This window comes from Bacteroides pyogenes (genome assembly GCF_014196225.1).
GTDB classification, from domain to species: Bacteria; Bacteroidota; Bacteroidia; order Bacteroidales; family Bacteroidaceae; genus Bacteroides; species Bacteroides pyogenes_A.
The window spans coordinates 1-18,988 of the sequence record NZ_JACIDI010000004.1; the positions used below are offsets into that span (position 1 = coordinate 1).

Annotated in this window: 14 protein-coding genes; 3 read left to right on the top strand and 11 right to left on the bottom strand. The window is 49.3% G+C overall.

Features of this window, described 5'->3' with window-relative positions:
* Window positions 1-162: 162 nt before the first annotated feature.
* Together GGR07_RS03490 and GGR07_RS03495 are read right to left on the bottom strand one after the other, a co-directional pair.
* On the bottom strand, window positions 163-1,035 hold the full coding sequence (locus GGR07_RS03490) for an FKBP-type peptidyl-prolyl cis-trans isomerase (RefSeq protein WP_021644913.1): 873 nt from the start codon (window positions 1,033-1,035) through the stop codon (window positions 163-165).
* Window positions 1,036-1,059: 24 nt separating this feature from the next.
* On the bottom strand, window positions 1,060-1,644 hold the full coding sequence (locus tag GGR07_RS03495; protein WP_021644912.1) for an FKBP-type peptidyl-prolyl cis-trans isomerase: 585 nt from the start codon (window positions 1,642-1,644) through the stop codon (window positions 1,060-1,062).
* A gap of 572 nt (window positions 1,645-2,216) precedes the next feature.
* Between GGR07_RS03495 and GGR07_RS03500 the strand changes: the two genes are divergently transcribed.
* Together GGR07_RS03500 and GGR07_RS03505 are read left to right on the top strand one after the other, a co-directional pair.
* Complete coding sequence (locus tag GGR07_RS03500; RefSeq protein WP_147298124.1) at window positions 2,217-2,435, top strand: hypothetical protein; 219 nt, start codon at window positions 2,217-2,219, stop codon at window positions 2,433-2,435.
* Window positions 2,436-2,848: 413 nt separating this feature from the next.
* The gene (locus GGR07_RS03505) at window positions 2,849-3,547 is read left to right on the top strand and encodes an SIR2 family NAD-dependent protein deacylase (RefSeq protein ID WP_021644908.1); all 699 of its coding nucleotides are present in this window, start codon (window positions 2,849-2,851) and stop codon (window positions 3,545-3,547) included.
* A 104-nt stretch (window positions 3,548-3,651) separates the two neighbouring features.
* On the opposite strand, the gene GGR07_RS03510 is transcribed toward GGR07_RS03505, so the two are convergent.
* From GGR07_RS03510 to GGR07_RS03550, 9 genes are all read right to left on the bottom strand, one after another.
* Entirely contained in the window at window positions 3,652-4,407 is a 756-nt protein-coding gene (locus GGR07_RS03510; RefSeq protein WP_034542695.1) for a glycosyltransferase family 2 protein, read from the bottom strand.
* Entirely contained in the window at window positions 4,400-5,665 is a 1,266-nt protein-coding gene (locus GGR07_RS03515) for a glycosyltransferase family 4 protein (protein ID WP_034542696.1), read from the bottom strand. Before GGR07_RS03515 ends, GGR07_RS03510 begins: the two co-directional genes overlap by 8 nt.
* 56 nt (window positions 5,666-5,721) lie before the next feature.
* A complete protein-coding gene (locus tag GGR07_RS03520) occupies window positions 5,722-6,636 on the bottom strand; it encodes a glycosyltransferase (RefSeq protein ID WP_034542698.1) in 915 nt (304 codons plus the stop codon).
* Complete coding sequence (locus GGR07_RS03525) at window positions 6,633-7,607, bottom strand: glycosyltransferase family 2 protein (protein WP_122056459.1); 975 nt, start codon at window positions 7,605-7,607, stop codon at window positions 6,633-6,635. The genes GGR07_RS03520 and GGR07_RS03525 overlap by 4 nt, the downstream gene beginning before the upstream one ends.
* Window positions 7,608-7,623: 16 nt before the next feature.
* Complete coding sequence (locus GGR07_RS03530; RefSeq protein WP_034542700.1) at window positions 7,624-8,625, bottom strand: hypothetical protein; 1,002 nt, start codon at window positions 8,623-8,625, stop codon at window positions 7,624-7,626.
* A gap of 73 nt (window positions 8,626-8,698) precedes the next feature.
* Window positions 8,699-10,144: a lipopolysaccharide biosynthesis protein gene (locus GGR07_RS03535; protein WP_021644902.1), complete on the bottom strand. Its 1,446-nt coding sequence runs from the start codon at window positions 10,142-10,144 to the stop codon at window positions 8,699-8,701.
* A gap of 4 nt (window positions 10,145-10,148) precedes the next feature.
* The gene (metG, locus tag GGR07_RS03540; RefSeq protein ID WP_034542703.1) at window positions 10,149-12,188 is read right to left on the bottom strand and encodes a methionine--tRNA ligase; all 2,040 of its coding nucleotides are present in this window, start codon (window positions 12,186-12,188) and stop codon (window positions 10,149-10,151) included.
* A gap of 227 nt (window positions 12,189-12,415) precedes the next feature.
* On the bottom strand, window positions 12,416-16,342 hold the full coding sequence (locus GGR07_RS03545) for a two-component regulator propeller domain-containing protein (RefSeq protein ID WP_021644899.1): 3,927 nt from the start codon (window positions 16,340-16,342) through the stop codon (window positions 12,416-12,418).
* 851 nt (window positions 16,343-17,193) lie between these two features.
* Window positions 17,194-17,976, bottom strand: a complete 783-nt coding sequence (locus tag GGR07_RS03550; protein WP_021644897.1) for a hypothetical protein — start codon at window positions 17,974-17,976, stop codon at window positions 17,194-17,196.
* 353 nt (window positions 17,977-18,329) lie between these two features.
* Here GGR07_RS03550 and GGR07_RS03555 point away from each other — a divergent pair, with 353 nt between their 5' ends.
* Window positions 18,330-18,938, top strand: a complete 609-nt coding sequence (locus GGR07_RS03555; RefSeq protein WP_034542762.1) for a DUF1287 domain-containing protein — start codon at window positions 18,330-18,332, stop codon at window positions 18,936-18,938.
* Window positions 18,939-18,988 lie beyond the last annotated feature (50 nt).

Below are 18,988 nucleotides of genomic sequence, written 5' to 3' on the forward strand. Positions count from 1 at the left end.
CATTTGTAAAGAACAATCGCTATCAAAGAGCTAAAAACTCAATGATAGCGATTGTTTTATTTGATTAGAAAGGGTGGTAGTTATCAATATGAAAGGGAACTTCTCCCAATTCCATGTTTTGACACGGCCCCTTCGTTTCGTTCTTATCTGGAACCGTTTTTATTATTTCTCTTTTTCGATTCCCAGCAGTTCCACTTCGAACACAAGCGTAGAGAACGGTTTGATTTGTCCCGACTCTCTCGATCCGTAAGCCAGATTCTGCGGGATGTAAAGTTCCCATTTAGAACCTACGGGCATCATCGTCAGGGCTTCCGTCCATCCTTTGATTACCTGGTTGGCGCGGAACGTAGAAGGTTCGTTGCGTTTGTAAGAGCTGTCGAACTCTGTTCCGTCGATCAGCGTACCTTTATAATGTACCTTTACCTTGCAAGTGTCTGCGGGAACTTCACCCTTACCTTCGGTGATTACTTTGTATTGCAATCCGCTCGGGGTTGTCTGCACGCCTTCTTTGGCTTTGTTCTCTTCGAGGAATTTCTCGCCGGCGGCTTTGTTGTCGGCATATTTCTCTTCCATCGCTTTTTCTTTGATGGCGTCCATTGCCGTGCGGGTGTATTCTTGTGCGGCTTCCATGGTCATTACGTTGGTTTTCTCCAACGTTCCGGCAATGAAACCTGCGATGAAGTTCTCTTTGCTGATGGTCTTGGTAGAATCTCCGGCAAACAGCTCCTGATTGATGCCCTTCATCATCTGGTTGCTGATTTGCTGCCCGATTTGCAGACCTGCCATATAAGCCACGTCTTTTTTGCTGGTTTTAGAAGCTCCTTCGTTCAAGCCTTTGATGAAATCTGCCATGTAAGCAGTGTCTACATCCAACCGGCCGACCAAATAGCCTTTCAGGCCCTGTGTCTGCGACATACCGATAGAGTAAGACAATGAGTCGATGTCTGTTTTCAGGTTTGCTTTCGGAGATTGAGCCGTACAGGAAGCGAGTCCCGCTGCGGCTGCGATTGCCATAAAAATGCTGGTTTTTTTCATGTTGCTTAGAATTTTTGTTTTATATTATAATACTTCTATTAGTTCGACTTCAAATATCAGGGTACTGTGCGGGGGGATCATTTCTCCGGCTCCCTGCGCTCCGTAAGCCAGATCGGAAGGGATGTAAAGTTTCCATTTCGAACCTTCGGGCATCAGTTGGAGGGCTTCCACCCATCCCGGAATCACTTGGTTTACCCCGAACACGGCGGGTTGTCCGCGCTTCACCGAGCTGTCGAACAGTGTGCCGTCTATCAGCGTTCCTTCGTAGTGGCATTTTACCTTGTCGGTAGCCTTTGCCTTTTTTCCTTTGCCTTCGGTGACTACTTCGTACTGCAATCCGCTGGGCAGGGTCACGATGCCGGCCCTCTTCTTGTTCTCTTCCAGAAAAGCCTTTCCTTGTTCGATGTTGGCGGCGTTCACCTTCGTTTCCAATTCTTCGAAGTATTTGTTTACTATTTCGCGGGCCTCCTGATGGCTGATTGCTGTCGGGTTGTGCTCCAATACGTCTTTTATCGCCTGTGCAAAGTCGTCTACCTCGATGCCCTTGGCTCCCATGCTCAATAAGTTCTGCCCGATACCGAGCCCGATTGCATAACTGAATTTATCCATTTTCTGTTGTTGTTGTAGATTGAAGTTTTCGCCTTCATGGTTTTAACTTTCAATCGGTTGCAAATTTACGAACGACAAAAGTACATGTTTTATTTGAATGATTCGGCATTTGGTCTTTAAAATTTCTTATATCGCCGAAAGTTCGTGGGTTTTCGTTCGCTATTTCGCCCCGAAAGGAGAAAAGAGCCCCCCCCTTGAATGGAAACCGCATTAGCCGCAGGCGGGCCCGCTTGCAAATAAGACGGAATAAAAGTTGGTTCCCTTCGCATTTGCGTCTTGCGTGCGCTGTCGCCCGCTTGCAAATCAAGACGGAATAAAACATACTACGATATACTTCGCAACAATGAATAGCTGTCGCCCGCTTGCAAATCAAGACGGAATAAAACCCACTCCGTCGAGTTGCTGCTTGATGTTCCGCTGTCGCCCGCTTGCAAATCGAGACGGAATAAAACTCCGCCGTGTATGCCCAATCATACTAAGCTGCTATGCACAGGTTGCTGTATGTATAGCGCCCGTCGAGTTTCCCACTGGGGAAACAAAAGTTTCCCGCTTGGGAAAATAAAGTTTCCCCAATGGGAAACTTTTGTTTCACTAATGGGAAACTTTTGAAACACAGAATGGGGAGTTTGGGAATATTGAAGAGCGTTCCTGCGGAACTCTATGAGTATTCCTGTGGAAACGAGGTGAAGACGGTATTGATTTCCGTTGTGAACTGGCGGAACCCCACGAGCGTTCCTGCGGAAGCCACGAGCATTTCTGTGGAAACCGAAGAGGGATTGCTGAAACATTGAAAGAGGACTTTGGGAATATTGAATAGCAGCTGTTGGAACTTCGGATAGCTACTGTTGGTTAAGGAAGCGAACGTTCTCGGACAAAAGCTGTTCAATGACGGATATATTGGTAGCAACCGGATGATGTTGAAAAGGGTATAGGCAGTGTAGATGGATTCGATGACGAATGTATCGGTAGCAGCAGTTGGAACTTCGGATAGCAGCTGTTTGTTAAGCAGGCGAACGGCCGTTGCGGCGGAAACGGATAAGGCGCAAAGTGTTTCTTTTTTCCGCCTTTTCTGCGTATATTTGTATGGTTTCGCGCCCGTGCTCCGACAAAGGCGGTGAGCGTTCGGCAGGTCAGCCTGCCGTGAAGGCGCGCGGAGCTTCGCGTGTAGAATGAATGTCGCAATAAATATGCAGGAGGATTGTTTATGAAAAATCTGGTTGTTTTGTCGGGCGCGGGGATGAGCGCCGAAAGCGGAATAAGTACGTTTCGCGATGCGGGCGGATTGTGGGACCGTTATCCGGTGGAGCAGGTGGCGACGCCTGAGGGGTATGCCCGCGATCCGGCATTGGTGACTCGTTTTTACAACGAACGCCGGAAGCAGTTGCTCGAGGTGAAGCCGAACCGGGGGCATGAGCTGGTGGCGGAATTGGAGAAGGACTTCCGTGTGACGGTGGTGACGCAGAACGTGGATAATCTTCACGAAAAGGCGGGAAGCTCTCACGTCATTCATCTGCACGGCGAGCTGACGAAGGTGTGTTCGAGCCGCGACCCGTATAATCCGCGTTACGTGAAGGAGCTGAAGCCTGAGGAGTATGAAGTGAAGATTGGCGACCTTGCGGGCGACGGAACGCAACTGCGACCGTTTATCGTGTGGTTCGGCGAGGCCGTGCCCGAAATAGAGACCGCCATTCGCTATGTGGAGAAAGCCGACGTGTTCGTCATCATCGGCACGTCGCTCAATGTGTATCCCGCCGCCGGTCTGCTGCATTATGTCCCGCATGAAGCGGAAGTTTATCTCATCGACCCTAAGCCGGTGGATACGCATTCGTCGAGAAGGGTGCACGTGATAGCCAAAGGAGCTTCGGAAGGTATGGCGGAACTGAGGTCGATCCTGTTGCCATAGAAGGAACACTGCGGTTGGGGAACTTGATGGGCGACGCGATGCCTTTGATGTCTCCTAAACCGGGCATTCGGAAAAGCAGATGAGCTTTCGTCGCCGAGCTTGCGCTACTTCCTTTTGACGATTACCCGCAACACGAACCATGCGTGATGCGCCAGCGTGCTCGCCCATCCGTAATGTTTCACCATGATGTGGAAACGTTCTTTCAGCGAAGCGCGGCGGTTGCGGGTAGTCATTCCTTCGTCGAGGTAATCGACTATGATGACGTGCGTATGATGCAGCAGTCGGGCTTTCTTCATGATGCGGATGCACCAGTCTACATCGGCAGAGAAGCGATACTTCAGATCGTACGACTCCGCCAGCGCGCGTTTCGGGAAAAAGGACTGATGGCAAACCACCATTCCTTGCTTGAAACTTCTCCATGTAAGCCGTTCGGGAGCCGACAGACGGCGCATGTGCAGGAAATTCCGGTTCGCGTCTACAATGGCGGTTTCTCCATATAACACATCGGGCAACGCTCCGTCGGGCAGGCTGTCCGCCATCTCTTGCAGCGTATGCTCCGAGTGAAAGCAGTCGCCCGCGTTCAGGAAACAGAGATAATCTCCGTGCGCAAGGGCGATTCCTTTGTTCATTGCGTCATACAGGCCTTTGTCCGGTTCGCTTACCACGGTCTGTATCCGCTCCCGGTATTTCTCTATCAAGGCGAGGGTATTGTCTTTCGAAGCCCCGTCTACGATGATGTACTCCACGTGCGGATACGTCTGCGACATTACGCTCCGTATGGTCGGTTCCAGCACCTGTCCGGCATTGTAGGTCACCGTGATGATGGAGAATATGGGGGCTTTAGTCCGGTTGTCACTCATGTTGTCCCGTTATTTGGTTGTATATGTTGATGTACTTTTTGGCTATCGCGCTTTCCGAATAGTTGCCCATTGCCTTCCGGCACGCCTGTGCGGAGAGTTCGGCGTAGTCCTTCTCCGTCAATACCCAGTGAATGCCGTTGGCGAAGTCCTCCGCCGATTTGTATTGCGCCACGTATCCGTTGTGCAGGTGGTCTATCATCTCGGGGATGCCTCCCGTGTTGAATCCTACGCAGGGCACGCCGCACGCCATGGCTTCCATAATCATGTTAGGCAGGTTTTCTTCGAGCGAAGGAGTCACGAAGAGGTCGACGGCATTGTAAATATCCGCCAGCTCGTGTTCGTTTTTCACATACGGCAATGCGTGTACACGGAAAGGGAGCAGGTCTTGAAGTTCTTCCGACCGGTTGCCGAATGCAACGACATTCAGCGACTCCTTCCATTCGGGATGCTGTTCGGCCAGCAGCTTGCACGATTCGATCAGATAGTCTATCCCTTTTCGTTTGTCGGTAATCTTTACGGAACCGAAAAGGAGCAGTTTCCCTTCTGAAGGAAGGTTGCATCTGCGGCGGGCTTCTTTCTTATCGTGCGGCTTGAACAAATTCGTATTGATGGCGTTCGGAATGCTGACAATGCGATGACCTGCGAGCAGTGCGCTCGCTTTTGCTTTCTCTTCGAGCCAACGGCTGCATGCGACGAATGTGACGGGAGCCGCTTCGTACAGCTTTTTCTTTTTCCGGAATATGCGTGTCGACAAGTCTTTCCTGCTTCCTCCTCCATACAGGAAAGGGCAGTGCCGGCATTCTTCTTCATAACGGGTGCATTCGCGGGCATGGTGGCAGATTCCCGTGCAGGGCCACATGTCGTGCATCGTCCACACTACCGCCTTTCCCGTTTCCAATATGCTGCGAATATCGGTCAGCGCAAGCATCCCTTGATTGATCCAGTGCAGATGAATGATGTCGGCTTGCTGAAACTCCGGCAGCGAAGTGATGTCCGTACCCGTATTGGCGATGCTCACCGCAAAAAGGTTGTTTCGCCGGAAGCGGTTGGCTTTCCAGATCACGACACGTTCCCACACAAACCGCCATACTTGCAACCAATTGCGGTTAATCTCCACCACACTGGGGCGGTCGGTCTGCTTGTCGCGTACCAGCATTTTGGCTTTTACGCCGTTGTTCTTCAGCGCTTCCAGCAGACGACCGGCAGCTACCGCCGCGCCGCCTGTCCGTTCGGACGTATTGATGATGAGTACCCTCATAATGTTCGGAAGAAAGTTTAGGCAAAAGTACTCTTTTTTATGCTTAATCGAGAGTTTTACGCCCCGAAATCTCCTTTCAGCGTTCGTTTTATCCTTCTGATGGCTTTGGGCAGGAACGAATTGGTGCGGTGGTAGTAGCGGGCGAATACCCTCCGGGCTTCCTTGTTCTCTTCCACCGGAAGCAGTTTCTCTACCGGCAAAGGCTGCATCCAAAGGTCGGAGTCGTATAGTCCTTCACTTCCGCAGTGCGTTCCGCTGCCGTCGAACCCGATGTTCCGTACGAGAGAGCGACCGGTATTGAGCGATAGCACGTCGGCGAGAAACAGGCTGGCGTTCCAGCGGATGGCCCATGAATTGTTTTTTCCTTCTATCTGCCTGCGCAACATGCGTGTAAATCCGTACGTACCGTCGAAGTCGAACGTGCGGGTGAGCTTCCGCTCTTCCAGTTGGCGCAGCAGTTCTTTCCCGTCGGGGTTGAAGAGCCGCCACGCCCTTTCCCAAGTTCCCCATCCCCAGCTTCCCGTCCATTTGATATAAAAGGTATCGGGCAGCGAAGGTTCTTTGGTGAAATCGCAGGCTTGTATGTGTCCCACGCGCGGTTCGTCCCGATAGGTTTCCAGCGCGTCGTTCATGAATTGCAGGAAGTAAGGCGCCACGATTAAATCGTCTTCCAGCACGATGACACGTCCGAAGCGTTTCACCTGTGTCGTCACCCCGTCTATCACGTTCTTTGCCAAGCCCCAATTCTCTGTCCGTTCGATGATAGTGACCGACGCGAATCCGTCGATGCTGCGAATGAACTGACGGGTGGCTTCCACCGCTTCGCGGTTTTCCGGTGAGCGTGCGGCGTCGGAGTAGACGAACAGCATGCTTTGTGCCGCCGGAGCGTTTGCTTTCAGCGCGGCAATGCAACGGCGCGTATGTTCGGGGCGGTTGTAGACAAACAGAAGGATGGGAGATAGAGTCGTCATCGGTTTTTATATTTCGGGTTCGACAAGGTGGATTCTTCGTTTTTGCCTTCATCGGAGCAGGACGACGGAAGTTCTGCCTGCCGTATGAAGTGAGGAGAGGGTTGACGCACGGCTTTCCGCACCTGCATGATTGCTCTGCTCCGGAGAAGCAGTTCACCGCTGATGGAGAGAAAGACTCCGGCATTGGAGAACTCCCCTTTGGCGAGCGCTTCCGCCGCTTTTTTTATTCCTGCCAACACTCCGTATCCGAAGGCTTTCCCAAGAGAATGGTTGATGTTGGCATACTCCGAAAGCAGATATACTTGTTCGGAGCGGAGAAAGGCCTTGCGGGTGACTTCTCTGTATTCGCGGTCGTGGCAACCGCATACGGTAGGCACGTAGCCTGTCCGGTAACCGTGGAAGCTGAGGCGGTTGATGTAGTCTTTGTCTTCGCCGTAATGATAAAACAGCGAAGAGAAACCGCCTACGGTGCGTAGCACATCGGCCGGAATCATCCAGAAAGCGGCATTGACGAAGGGGACGTCGGTTATTTTTTCTTCTTTGGGCAAATCTTCTAAGGAGAAAATCCGGGCGTATTGGGCGAATCCCGGATCGGGTTTGTCGCCGTTGCCCGTCAGATGAACGGGAGAGAGTATGCCGTATGCCGGTTGACGGCGGAGCATCCGTGCCAGTGTCCCGATTGTCTTTTTATCTACCCAGGCGTCTTGATTCAGCAGAAAAACAGCGTCATACCCTTCTTCGAGAGCAATCTTCATGCCGATGTTGTTGGCTTTCCCGAACCCCAGATTCTTCGGGCTGCGTATGAGGCGCACCTCCGGATAGCGGGCGGCTATCAATTCCGGCGTGCGGTCGTGCGAAGCGTTGTCTATCACCACCACGTCGGCGGGGTGTTCGCTTTCGCGGATGCTTCCCAGACATCGGTCTATCCAGCGTTCGAAGTTGTACGATACGATGATTGCGAGTATTCTCATTTTTCTTTTTTCGTTGTTAGAATCTTATTTTTTGCCACAGAGCGGTTTGCAGGTCTTTCAGCTTCTTGCGCGCGCTGATTCTCGGAATGCCGGTGTAGAAAGCGGCTTTTTTCCAAAAGGCTTTTTCGTCGGCAATGAGAGGTTGCTTGCGCAAGAGCCGGTAAAGATAATACAGCCCGCGCTTCTTCTCGTAAGGCAGATGCCATACGGCAAGCGATTCGTCACCCTCTTTCACATTGTTGAATCGGGGGGAAGTCCACATACGTTTGGTGTATCGGTTGGCAATGTCGTTGCGGATGTGGAGGCGCTCTGCCAATACGCTGAAGAACAAAGCCTCTTCATTCAGCTTCGGGCGTGCATCGGCAAAGAGTTGCAGGTTGTATTCCCAAAGCGGGCGGTAAGCTTCATTCACCGCTTTCACCTTGTCGCCGCGAAGAACGATGAACTCGCCGCCGTAATAGTACAGGGGAGTCGAGGGCTTCTCGCCGTAGCAGGCTTCGTAAAGCTCGTTCATCTCTTTCAGCGTGATGCCGTTTACCATCGTCCCGGCATCGGTTGTAAACTCGTACAGCGCGCTTCCGCAAGCGGAGGCTTCTTCAAACAAAGGCGTCAGGGAGGTGGTGCACAGACAGTCGGCATCGCATATCAGCAGGTTGTCGGCCGCCTGCATCCGCCCGCCCATATATTGCCATATATCGTACAGGTAGAACTGGTTTCTCCATGCTTTGTACCATCCTTTTGGGGGGATGCACCGGTAAGGAAGGCGAACGATTTCGACATCGAGCCCGGCAAACAGTTCGTCCAGATAATGAGGCAATTGCTCTACGTTGGTGAAGAACAGCAGCTTCGCGTCCGGGTTGTAATGTCTGAACGTGGTAAAGAACGGGACCTGTATCTGCATGTAGATGGAATGCACCAGCTCCGAATCTCCGGTTTTTCCGGCTTGCGGATAGAAACTGGCTTCCTCTTTCGATTCTTTGTAAAACCAGGTGGCGATGTAGTTCTGAACGGTTGGCATGGCTTTTCCTTTCTTCTTTTACTGATTGATTGAATGGAACCGGAGCTCGATCGGATCGTTCCGGTTCGTTTATTTATACCGGGCTTTTCCGGCGGATGTAGGCTATTACCTCTCTGAAGATGGCTGCATGGCTTATCCACATGGCGAATGTGTAGATGGCGGCCGCCGTCAGTATTTTAGCTCCCAGCATCAGGTATCTGTTGCCGATGGACATCGTGATATAATAGGTGGCAATCATCGTGGCGGCGGCAATCAGCGCGAACGGAAGAATGTCTTTCATCGCTTTCCATACGCTGAGCCCGGTGAGTTTCCATACGAAATATTGCCAGACGCCCAGCCATCCCACATTGATGAGCACAAACAAGAGAATCATTGTTTGAAGGCCGTAGGGGTGGGCGGCAAGCATCACGCCTAACTGAAGCAGGCTCAGCGCGATGGTATTCCACATGTAAATATCGGATTTCCCTTTGCTGAGGATCAGATTCGAATAGAGGTTGGTGACGGGAACGAATGCGCCCCATAAACAAAGCGCTTGAAGAACGGGAATACAGGCAGCCCATTTCTCGGTGATGGTGATGATGATGAACTCTTCCGAAATCAGCGCCAGTCCGAACATGGCGGGAAAAGACAGGAACGCGGTAAAGCGCAACATCTTCCGCAGCACGTTCTGCTGCCGCTCGTTGTCGTTGGATACTTCGGCGAGTACGGGTTGCGCGACGCTGTTTACCATGCCTCCGATCAGTGAGAACCCCATGGCTGTCCATTTGTTCGACTGGGTGTAGGTTCCCACCTCCGCTTTCGAATAGAAGCGTCCCAATATGGTGGAAAGCAGGTTGTTGTTGATTTGAAGGAAGATGTTCGTCACAAGAATCTTGCTGCTGAATCCGAACATCTCTTTAATCGGGCGGAAGTTTATTTTGAAAGTTGGCCTCCACGGAGAGAAGTACCAGAAGCAAAGATTGATGGTTCCGATATAAACGAGGCTTTGTGTGGCGATGCCCCAATAAGACATTCCGTGGTATGCCATCAGGATGCCGACCGTTCCCGACAGGATGAGGGAAGGAATCTGTGAGATGGCTTTCTGCTTCACCATCAGATTCCGGAATAAGTAGGCGCTGTGCGCTGTGGCGGAACTTGAAAAAACAAAACCCAGAAACAGGTAGCGGGAAAGCGGAACCAGTTCGGGGGCTTTGAAGAAGCGGGCTATCAGCGGAGCGGAGAAGAACAGTACGATGTACATGCCTGTTCCCATGAGCAGGCTGAACCAAAAGACAGCGTTGTAATCTTCGTGGGTAATGTTTCGCTTATTGGCGAGGGCGGCGGTGAATCCGCTTTCCTGAAGCGTGTTTGCCACAGCCATAAAGATGGCAAGCACGCCGATCATTCCATAGTCGGTATCGTCCAGCAGGCGGGCAAGAACAATACCGAAGAGAAGATTCAGCAATTGCTGAACGCCGTTGCTGAATCCTCCCCAGAAGAGTCCTCTGGCTGTTTTTTGTTTCAGTGACTGTTCCGTCATTTCGTTATTTTACTTCACTGCCCGGCTTTACCTCCTTTCCCGGCATGATAACGGCCAGGCTGCCGTCGTGATTTTCGGCGCTCAGAATCATTCCTTCGCTGACAATACCTTTCAGTTTGCGCGGCGGCAGGTTGGCGATGAAGCAAACCTGCTTGCCTGTCAGTTCTTCCGGAGCGTAATATTTGGCGATGCCCGAAACAATGGTGCGCGTCTCCAGCCCGTCGTCTATCTTGAATTGAAGCAGCTTGTCCGCCTTCGGCACTTTTTGGCATTCGAGCACTGTTCCCACGCGGATATCCAGCTTCAGGAAATCATCGAACTCGATGTTTGCCCTTACGGGATTTGCTTTATGGTTGGCTTCATCGTTGGCTTTTTTGGTATCGAGCAGTTTTTGCACTTGCGCTTCGATGGTAGCGTCTTCGATCTTTTCGAACAGGAGTTCCGGCTTGTTCAGCTGATGTCCCACCGGCAGCAGGTCGCTTCGTCCGAGTTCGCCCCATTCGAAATTGTCCATATTCAGCATTTTGCGAAGTCTTTCCGAACTGAAAGGCAAGAACGGTTCGAAAGCGATGGCAAGGTTGGCAACCAACTGCAGAGAGATGTTCAGGATGGTGCCCACACGCTCCATATCTGTTTTAGCCAGCTTCCACGGTTCGGTATCGGCAAGGTACTTGTTCCCGATACGTGCCAGATTCATGGCCTCTTTCTGCGCGTCGCGGAACTTGAATACATCGAGCAGTTTCTCCACTTCGGCTTTTACGTCGGCAAACTCTTTCAGTGTTTCCCGGTCGTACTCCGTCAGTTCGCCGCAGACCGGCACACATCCGTTGAAATATTTCTGTGTCAACACCATGGCACGGTTCACGAAGTTGCCGTATACCGCCACCAGCTCGTTGTTGTTGCGGGCCTGAAAGTCCTTCCACGTAAAATCATTGTCCTTTGTTTCCGGAGCGTTGGCAGTGAGCACATAACGAAGCACATCCTGCTTGCCGGGGAAGTCGGTCAGATACTCGTGCAGCCATACAGCCCAGTTGCGTGAGGTGGAGATCTTGTCGCCCTCCAGATTCAAGAACTCGTTGCTGGGCACATTGTCCGGCAAAATGTAGCTTCCTTCGGCTTTCAGCATGGCAGGGAACACGATGCAGTGGAACACGATATTGTCTTTGCCGATGAAATGAACGAGGCGTGTTTCAGGGTCTTTCCACCAAGTCTCCCAGCTGTCGGGAAGCAGCTCCTTCGTATTCGAAATGTATCCGATAGGTGCGTCGAACCATACATACAACACTTTTCCTTCGGCGCCTTCTACGGGAACAGGAATCCCCCAGTCGAGGTCGCGGCTCACGGCACGCGGTTGCAAGCCCATGTCGAGCCAGCTCTTACATTGTCCGTATACGTTGGGACGCCATTCCTTATGGTCTTCCAGTATCCATTGGCGGAGCCATCCTTCGTGCTTGTCGAGCGGGAGATACCAGTGTTTGGTCTCTTTCATCACCGGTTTGCTTCCGCTGATGGCGCTTTTGGGGTTGATCAGATCGGTAGGCGAGAGAGAAGTTCCGCACTTTTCGCATTGGTCTCCGTAGGCTCCTTCCGAGTGGCAGTGCGGGCATTCGCCGATGATGTAGCGGTCGGCAAGAAATTGACCCGCCTCTTCGTCGTAGTACTGTTCCGATGTTTTTTCAACGAATTCGCCTTTCTCGTACAATGTTTTGAAAAAATCCGAAGCCAGCCGGTGATGAGTCGGCGAGGTAGTACGGCTGTATACATCGAATGAAATTCCGAACTCTTCGAACGATTTCTTGATGAGCGTGTGATAGCGGTCTACCACATCTTGCGGCGTGACTCCTTCTTTCTTGGCACGGATGGTGATGGGCACTCCGTGCTCGTCCGATCCGCCGATGAACAACACGTCTTCTTTCTTCAGGCGCAGATAGCGTACATAGATATCCGCGGGTACATATACACCGGCCAGATGACCGATGTGAACGGGACCGTTGGCATACGGAAGTGCCGATGTCACGGTGGTTCTTTTGAATTGCTTTTCCATTTATTGAGTGTGTATTTTGTTGTTTCCGAGTTACAAACATGCAAAGATAACGACTTTTTTCGGTTGAAACACAAATCTGTGCATACTTTCCGCCATTTCCCGGCCTTGCTGTTTCGTGGTTAGCGTACTCTGCTTGACGAGGTCATCCTCACAGACATTTATCCCGGCCTTACTGTTTCGTGGTTTGCGTACAGGATGTATCTCTTGCCGTTCGAAGCCTTTTCTCATTATTCCTTTTTGTCTTGTTTCCTGTATGCGGAGGGCGTTTCTCCTTTCATCGATTTAAAAACCTTGCTGAAATAGCGCAAGGAGGAGAATCCCGTCATTTCCGATATTTCGGTAATATTCATCGAGGTTGTTGTGAGCAGCACGATTGATTTTTCAATGCGCTGCTTGTTCACATAATCCACGATGCCCATTCCCGTGATGGCCTTGACTTTGTTGAACAGCAGGGAACGGCTGACGCACATGTTGGCGGCCAGAAAGGCGACGTTGAGTTTCGGGTCGCTCATGTGTTCTGCTATAAGGGTGTCGAGCTTCAAAAGAAAGCTCTCATCCGCATTGCTGAAGCTCATCTCTTTATGTGTGAGCAGGTTGTTCTCTTTATATCTTTTCCTGACTTGTTCGCGTTGTTTCAGCAGATTGTTGATCAAGGCCAATAAGCCGTCTGCCTCGAAAGGTTTCGGCAGAAAAGCGTCGGCTCCTGTTTTGTAGCCGGTATACATGTTTTGCGAATCATGGTAAGCTGTCAATAAGATAAAAGGGATATGGCTGATGTCGAGGTCCGTCTTCACTTGCCGGCAGAGCTCGAAGCCGTTCATGCGGGGCATCATTACATCGCTGATAATGATATCCGGCAATCGCTCTTTGATTTGTTCCAGTCCGTCTTTACCGTCTTTTGCGGTATATACACGGTCGAAGTAATCGCTCAGCGTATCCTTCAGATAACCTCGTAATTCAGCCGTATCTTCGACTATCAATACGGCGAATTTTCGTAAAAAGGCAAGGTCTATGTCGTATGGCTCTTTCGTTTCGACGTCTGACGGCGTTTCCGCAAAAGCGTTGATTGCCGCTTCGCCCGCATGGGTTACGACAGGCAGTTCGAAGTAAAACACGGCGCCTCTTCCGGGAGCGTTCAACGCGCCTATATGTCCTCTGTGGTGGGTTATGAGACTTTTTGCATACGACAATCCGATGCCGCTGCCACCCTTGTCATGTTCCCCTTGATAGAAGCTGGAAAATAAAGAGTCCGTATTTACCATATTCAGTCCCATTCCTTCGTCTTTTACGGAAACCCGTACCCGGTCTCCCTCTTGCGAAAGAGTGGTGACCAACGTGGTAGTGCTGCCTGAATCACTGAACTTCAACGCATTCATCAGGAAGTTGGAAAGAACGAACTCACACTTGTTTTTATCAAAAGGAACTTTACCTATCCGCTCGTCCAACTCATAAACCAGCTTGATGCCTTTCACTTCGTATTCAAGAGCGAATTTATCGCCGACCGACCGTACCCATTCGTTCAGAAGGTGAGGCAGGATATGCAATACATCCTTTCCTTCTTCCAGTTTTCTTACGTCCAGTACCATATCTATGATATTCTTCATCTGCCGGGCTTGTTTGTAGATAGGGACCAGCTGATTCTCCATGCTCTTATTTTCCGGCTCCCGGTCGATGATTCGCTTCAAGGGTGCGCAAATCAGAGTGAGAGGAGTGCGAAGTTCGTGACTGATGTTTGTGAGGAAATTGATTTTCTCTTCATACATTTTGTTTTTCAGCCGAATGATTTCTTGTTTTTGCCGGGTTCTTTTCTTTCGGTAGAAGAAATACGCGGTGCCGTAGACCAGCAGGGCGGTCAGCAAGATTAATGCTGCATAAAACCATCCTGTCTTCCACCAGGGAGGAGTGACGATGAGATAAAGAACCTGCTGTTTCGGACTCCATTCGCCGCTTCGTGTATAATAGGAGGCGTTTATGGCATACTCTCCTATGGGAAGGTGATTGATGACCAGAGAGTTGGACCCGGATATCGGCAAGCCCGGATCGAGCCCGTCGATACTGAAGCGGAAGATGTTCTTGCGGAACACATCATCTTCTTTCAGCAACACCTTCAACTGTAAAGAAGAAAAGTTCCAGGGAATCTCTATGGTTCCGGAAGTTCTGCCGGATTCCTCACCAAGCGATACCGGCAAGCCGTTCAAGAGCACATCCAGCAGTTCTATCGCATGCCCGGCATCGGCGTCGAAGTGAACGGAGGCGTTTATCACCGTCATGCCCGTAGTGCCTCCCATAAAGATGTCCCCATTCTTAGCCGGAAGGGTTGCGTGGAAAATGTATTCGTTCGGCAACACCCCGTCTACCTCGTCCAGCTTGACGAAATTATGGGTAAGCGAAGAGTAGACATACAAATGGCGTCTTGTTCCGATCCATATCCGGTTCCGACTGTCGGCCACCACCGAAGTGGCTTCCTGAAACAAGCCGGTTTGTATCAACTCGCTTTTTCCTGTTTGGGGATTGTAGCGTACCAACCCTTCGGCAGAAGCCAGCCAAAAGATTTCGTTGCTGTCCATACATGCGTCGTTGATGATGTGTTCTCCCCGATAAATTGTTTGGAAACTCTTATCCGAAGAGTCGTACACACAAATATTCTTTAAATCGGAAAGATATGTTTGGGTTCCGACAGTCTTGATAACCAATGGTGAGTTTCTTTCATAGTCCTTTCTCATACTGGCTACGATGTCGAACTTCCGGGTCCGGGTGTCGTACACGAAGATGTGCTGGGCGCTGAAGAGAATCTTATGCTTCGCTATTCTTTCAATGTTGACGGAAAAGCCGTTGATACAGGTTTTATCGTTCATCTCTTTGTTCATCAGTATGAAAGGGCGCATCTGCCCAGTATGTTTGTTGAAAACGAACAGCCCTCTGTTGAAAGAAAAGAACAGTAGCTCGTCGGGCGTATAAGCTACGATGGAGACAACTTTTTCGTGTTGTGTGGCAGGGTAGTGCTTGAATGTTTCTGTTACCGGATCGAAACGGTTGATGCCGCCGCCATCCGTTCCGATCCAGATCATCCCTTCCTCATCCTGAAAAAAACTGTTGATGGTCTGGTTGCTCAGTCCGTACAGATTGCCGAAAGGTACGTTCCGGAAGGAGCGCGCATATACGTTCTTTATACCGATGAGTCCGTGCCGGATGCTACCTGCCCACATATTGTTCGCCGGGTCTGAGTAAAGGCGATAAATGGTGTTTGCGGGGAATGAATGCACGTCGTCCTGCATCCGGTGGATATGGGTGAATGAGAAGTCGTTCGTAGAGATAATATTGATTCCCCCGCCGTCTGTCGCCACCCAGAGTTGATTTTCCCTTTCCGTGATATCGTGTATCACATCATACGTCAGCGGAGAGTTCGATGTGGTAAAGTGTTTCAGCAATTTGTTGTTTTCGTAACAATACAGTCCGTTGCCATAAGAGCTTATCCAAAGTCTTTTCCGCGAGTCGAGGTACATGCAGGTGTAATTCTTTTCCGTAAAGGAGTCGATTTTTTTAAGCTCATGAGTTTTCAGGTTGAACGAATAAATGCCGTGCCAGCGCGAATTGAGCAGTACTTGCTCGTTGTCGCAACGCTCCATCTGCCAAAAAGGGGTATAGAAAGCGGGATCGCTGGCATAGTATAAAGCTTCGATCTCTTTGTTGTCGTAGGCATACTTGTAGATGGATCCCGACCCGGCCAGTAGCATTCCGCCTTCTACCCGGAGACAGGAGGCGACAAAAACGGGCTTGCCGTTGTTCCGCAAGGTCTTAAAGCAGTCATTCTCCCTGTCGTACAGACAGATTCCCGTGGTTGTGCCTACCCAAAGGTTGTAGAGAGAGTCTTCTGCGATGAAGAATATGTTATTGGCCGGAAGGGTTTTCTCGTTTCCCGGCTGATGAAGGTATTGTTTCAGATGGTCGCGGTCGTAGCAGTTCAGCCCCGACTCCGTGCCGACCCATAGATAGCCCCTGTGGTCGTTCAGTATGCATTGTACTCTCGATTGCGAAAGGCCTTCACCTATACCGAGCTGTTTGTAATAGTAGTAAGGAGGTTGTGCCCGGAGTATCCCTGCACTTCCGCCAAGCAACAGAAGAAGAGAAAGTATTTTAAGTATTAAGTGATTCATTTTGTTTATAAGGCATAAGAATTCTGAAGCTGTAGAACAGGTCACACCGATTATCGGCTTTTATCATTAAACGGGCAATGAAACATCCCATGATTTCTCCAACCGCGGATCTATCAAGTTGGAGAGTCGGGAGAATAACGCGATTCGATACGATTCCGGACTGTCGGTTGACTCTTTGGCAATGGTTCATACAAAAATAAGAAAGTTTTTTGTTTTTAAACCTATTACCGGTCTGAAAAGATAGTGCATCCGGCAAATTAAGAATCATTTTTTATTATGCCGAACGCGAGTTAACGTGCATGTATACAGAGAGTTTCTATTTGTATACATACATGTCAACCCGCGTTTGTGATAAGGTTTGTAGATACTGATTGAACGGTATTATGGAAAGCTTCTCCAAAAGCTCCGGATTTCCGGAAAGCCTGCTTCCGAAGGTTTTATAGCTTCACGGTGATTGTGAAAGCAAGAGTTACTTTCTTTTAGAATCCTTTCGGAGAATTCCGCCCAATCATTCTCTCATATACGCCGGCAGGAGCTTATTGCTCGTTGTTCAATCTGTGAGCTCTTCTCTTTTTGCTCCTACTCATAACGACAGGAACTCATTGCTCGTTGTTCGCTCTGTGAGTTCTTCTCTTTTTGCTCTTACCTATAACGACAAGAGCTTATTGCTCGTCGTTCAATCTGTGAGCCCTTCTCTTTTTGCTCTTACCTATAACGACAGGAGCTTATTGCTTGTTGTTCAATCTGTGAGTTCTTCTCTTTTTGCTCCTACTCATAACGGCAGGAGCTTATTGCTCGTTGTTCAATCTGTGAGTTCTTCTCTTTTTGCTCCTACTCATAACGACAGAAGCTTATTGCTTGTTGTTCAATCCGGCTTTTACTTGTTCGATCATTTGGTTATAAGGCTTTCCAAAGGAATCGTTGAATAGCTTCACTAATTCCTCTTCTTTTTTTACCTTCACAAACTTGGTTCCTTCATGTTTCACGTATTCGACATCCTTAATTTTCCCGATAAAGTTTTGTGCCAAAGTCGATAAGTCCGGATGAGAGTTTGCCAATGTTTCCTTGATCTGATGAGCTTTTACAAATAAGAAATTGATTTTTGCATATACGACGGCATCGTGAAAATCTTTATATGAACTTATGATTGAAGAAGCGTCCGATGTCTCATATTTGGCGTTATATTCTTTTTCCGAATATGCTATGGAAACGGCAATCCAGCGTTTGATCTGCACCGAATATTCGGGAAAAAGGGGTAGCGGTCGCTGAAGCTTCTTCATTTCCTCATTCAGGTCTTCCCATTCTTGAATTACCTTAAGCAATTCTTCTTTACTAATCGAACTTTCTGATAGCAAGCCACGCTGCAATTCTTGCGAATGGTCGATAAACGGTGCAATGTTGGGATAGAGTGCCCTCCACTCATTCCGGTTGTCTTTATTGTTTTCTGTATCTTCTTCTTTTCCTTGCTCCAACTCTTGAGAGTTTTCTGTTTCAACCTTCTTGTTCAATTCTTTTTCATTCAACTCTTTTTCATCAATTCCTACTCCACCTTTTCCGCAGGAGGATAACATTACATTCAGACTAAGTGCCAAAAAAGTAAAAGCACTTACATAAATCATCTTTAAATTCTTCATTCTTTTTTCTTAATTAATTATTCTTTAATTTCGTTGCAAATGTAACTGATTTGTTGCTTATGCTATTATAACAGGCGTTTCTTTTAAATGTATTTTTATATAAAACTATTATTTATACGTTTTTTATGAAAATAAAGAAGCGCTTTGAGAGAGAATCAAGGTATTAGTCCGGAATAAGATATTTCTCAAAGGAGGCGTATCTGTAAGTTCTAAAAGTAGAACGCTCAGGATGAGCCGACACTGCATTGAAAGTTAAAAAAGGAGAATTCCGGAGAAAGTATGGCCGGAAAGATTATGTTTGCAGATATAAATATTTAAATAGCATAGCATTTAAATAGCATAGCATTATGTGTGTGAGGCGTTTTATAGTCGTAATTTTTATCTGTCTGGGTTCTCTCACGGCATTCGGACAGCAGAAGACTTTCGGAGAGAAGCTCTCCGATGCGGCGCTTCTGCTTACGAAGGAACGTGTGGTTTATGATCCGGCTTATGTGCGGATCGACTATCCGAATGGAGATGTACCAGCCGGCAGAGGCGTATGTACCGATGTCGTGATTCGCGCTTATCGTAAACTCGGCATTGATTTGCAGAAAGAAGTACATGAAGATATGAAAGCCAATTTCGGGAAGTATCCCCGCCTTTGGGGAATGAAACATACCGATACGAATATCGATCACCGGCGCGTACCTAACCTGAGGGTTTTCTTTGCGCGTAAGGGCGAAGCTTTGAAGGTTTCTTCCGATTCTTCCGCTTATCGGCCCGGAGATATTGTGACATGGGTGCTCGATAACGGGATGACGCATATCGGGCTGGTGGTGAATAAGAAGTCGATAGACGGGAGGCGCTTCCTGATTGTTCATAATATCGGTGCGGGACAGGTGTTGGAAGACTGTCTGTTCCGGTTTAAAATAACAGGACACTACCGGTATGGGAAAGAAAGAGCACGCCTCGGGGGAGGATAGATGGAAAAAATATCCATGGCCACAAACCTTGTCTGTAGGGGGTAATTATG

Bases quoted from the DNA above. Each gene is read 5' to 3' on its own strand.
- GGR07_RS03490 (WP_021644913.1), bottom strand. From the start codon at position 1,035: ATGAAAAAAACCAGCATTTTTATGGCAATCGCAGCCGCAGCGGGACTC.
- GGR07_RS03495 (WP_021644912.1), bottom strand. From the start codon at position 1,644: ATGGATAAATTCAGTTATGCAATCGGGCTCGGTATCGGGCAGAACTTA.
- GGR07_RS03500 (WP_147298124.1), top strand. From the start codon at position 2,217: ATGGGAAACTTTTGTTTCACTAATGGGAAACTTTTGAAACACAGAATG.
- GGR07_RS03505 (WP_021644908.1), top strand. From the start codon at position 2,849: ATGAAAAATCTGGTTGTTTTGTCGGGCGCGGGGATGAGCGCCGAAAGC.
- GGR07_RS03510 (WP_034542695.1), bottom strand. From the start codon at position 4,407: ATGAGTGACAACCGGACTAAAGCCCCCATATTCTCCATCATCACGGTG.
- GGR07_RS03515 (WP_034542696.1), bottom strand. From the start codon at position 5,665: ATGAGGGTACTCATCATCAATACGTCCGAACGGACAGGCGGCGCGGCG.
- GGR07_RS03520 (WP_034542698.1), bottom strand. From the start codon at position 6,636: ATGACGACTCTATCTCCCATCCTTCTGTTTGTCTACAACCGCCCCGAA.
- GGR07_RS03525 (WP_122056459.1), bottom strand. From the start codon at position 7,607: ATGAGAATACTCGCAATCATCGTATCGTACAACTTCGAACGCTGGATA.
- GGR07_RS03530 (WP_034542700.1), bottom strand. From the start codon at position 8,625: ATGCCAACCGTTCAGAACTACATCGCCACCTGGTTTTACAAAGAATCG.
- GGR07_RS03535 (WP_021644902.1), bottom strand. From the start codon at position 10,144: ATGACGGAACAGTCACTGAAACAAAAAACAGCCAGAGGACTCTTCTGG.
- metG (WP_034542703.1), bottom strand. From the start codon at position 12,188: ATGGAAAAGCAATTCAAAAGAACCACCGTGACATCGGCACTTCCGTAT.
- GGR07_RS03545 (WP_021644899.1), bottom strand. From the start codon at position 16,342: ATGAATCACTTAATACTTAAAATACTTTCTCTTCTTCTGTTGCTTGGC.
- GGR07_RS03550 (WP_021644897.1), bottom strand. From the start codon at position 17,976: ATGAAGAATTTAAAGATGATTTATGTAAGTGCTTTTACTTTTTTGGCA.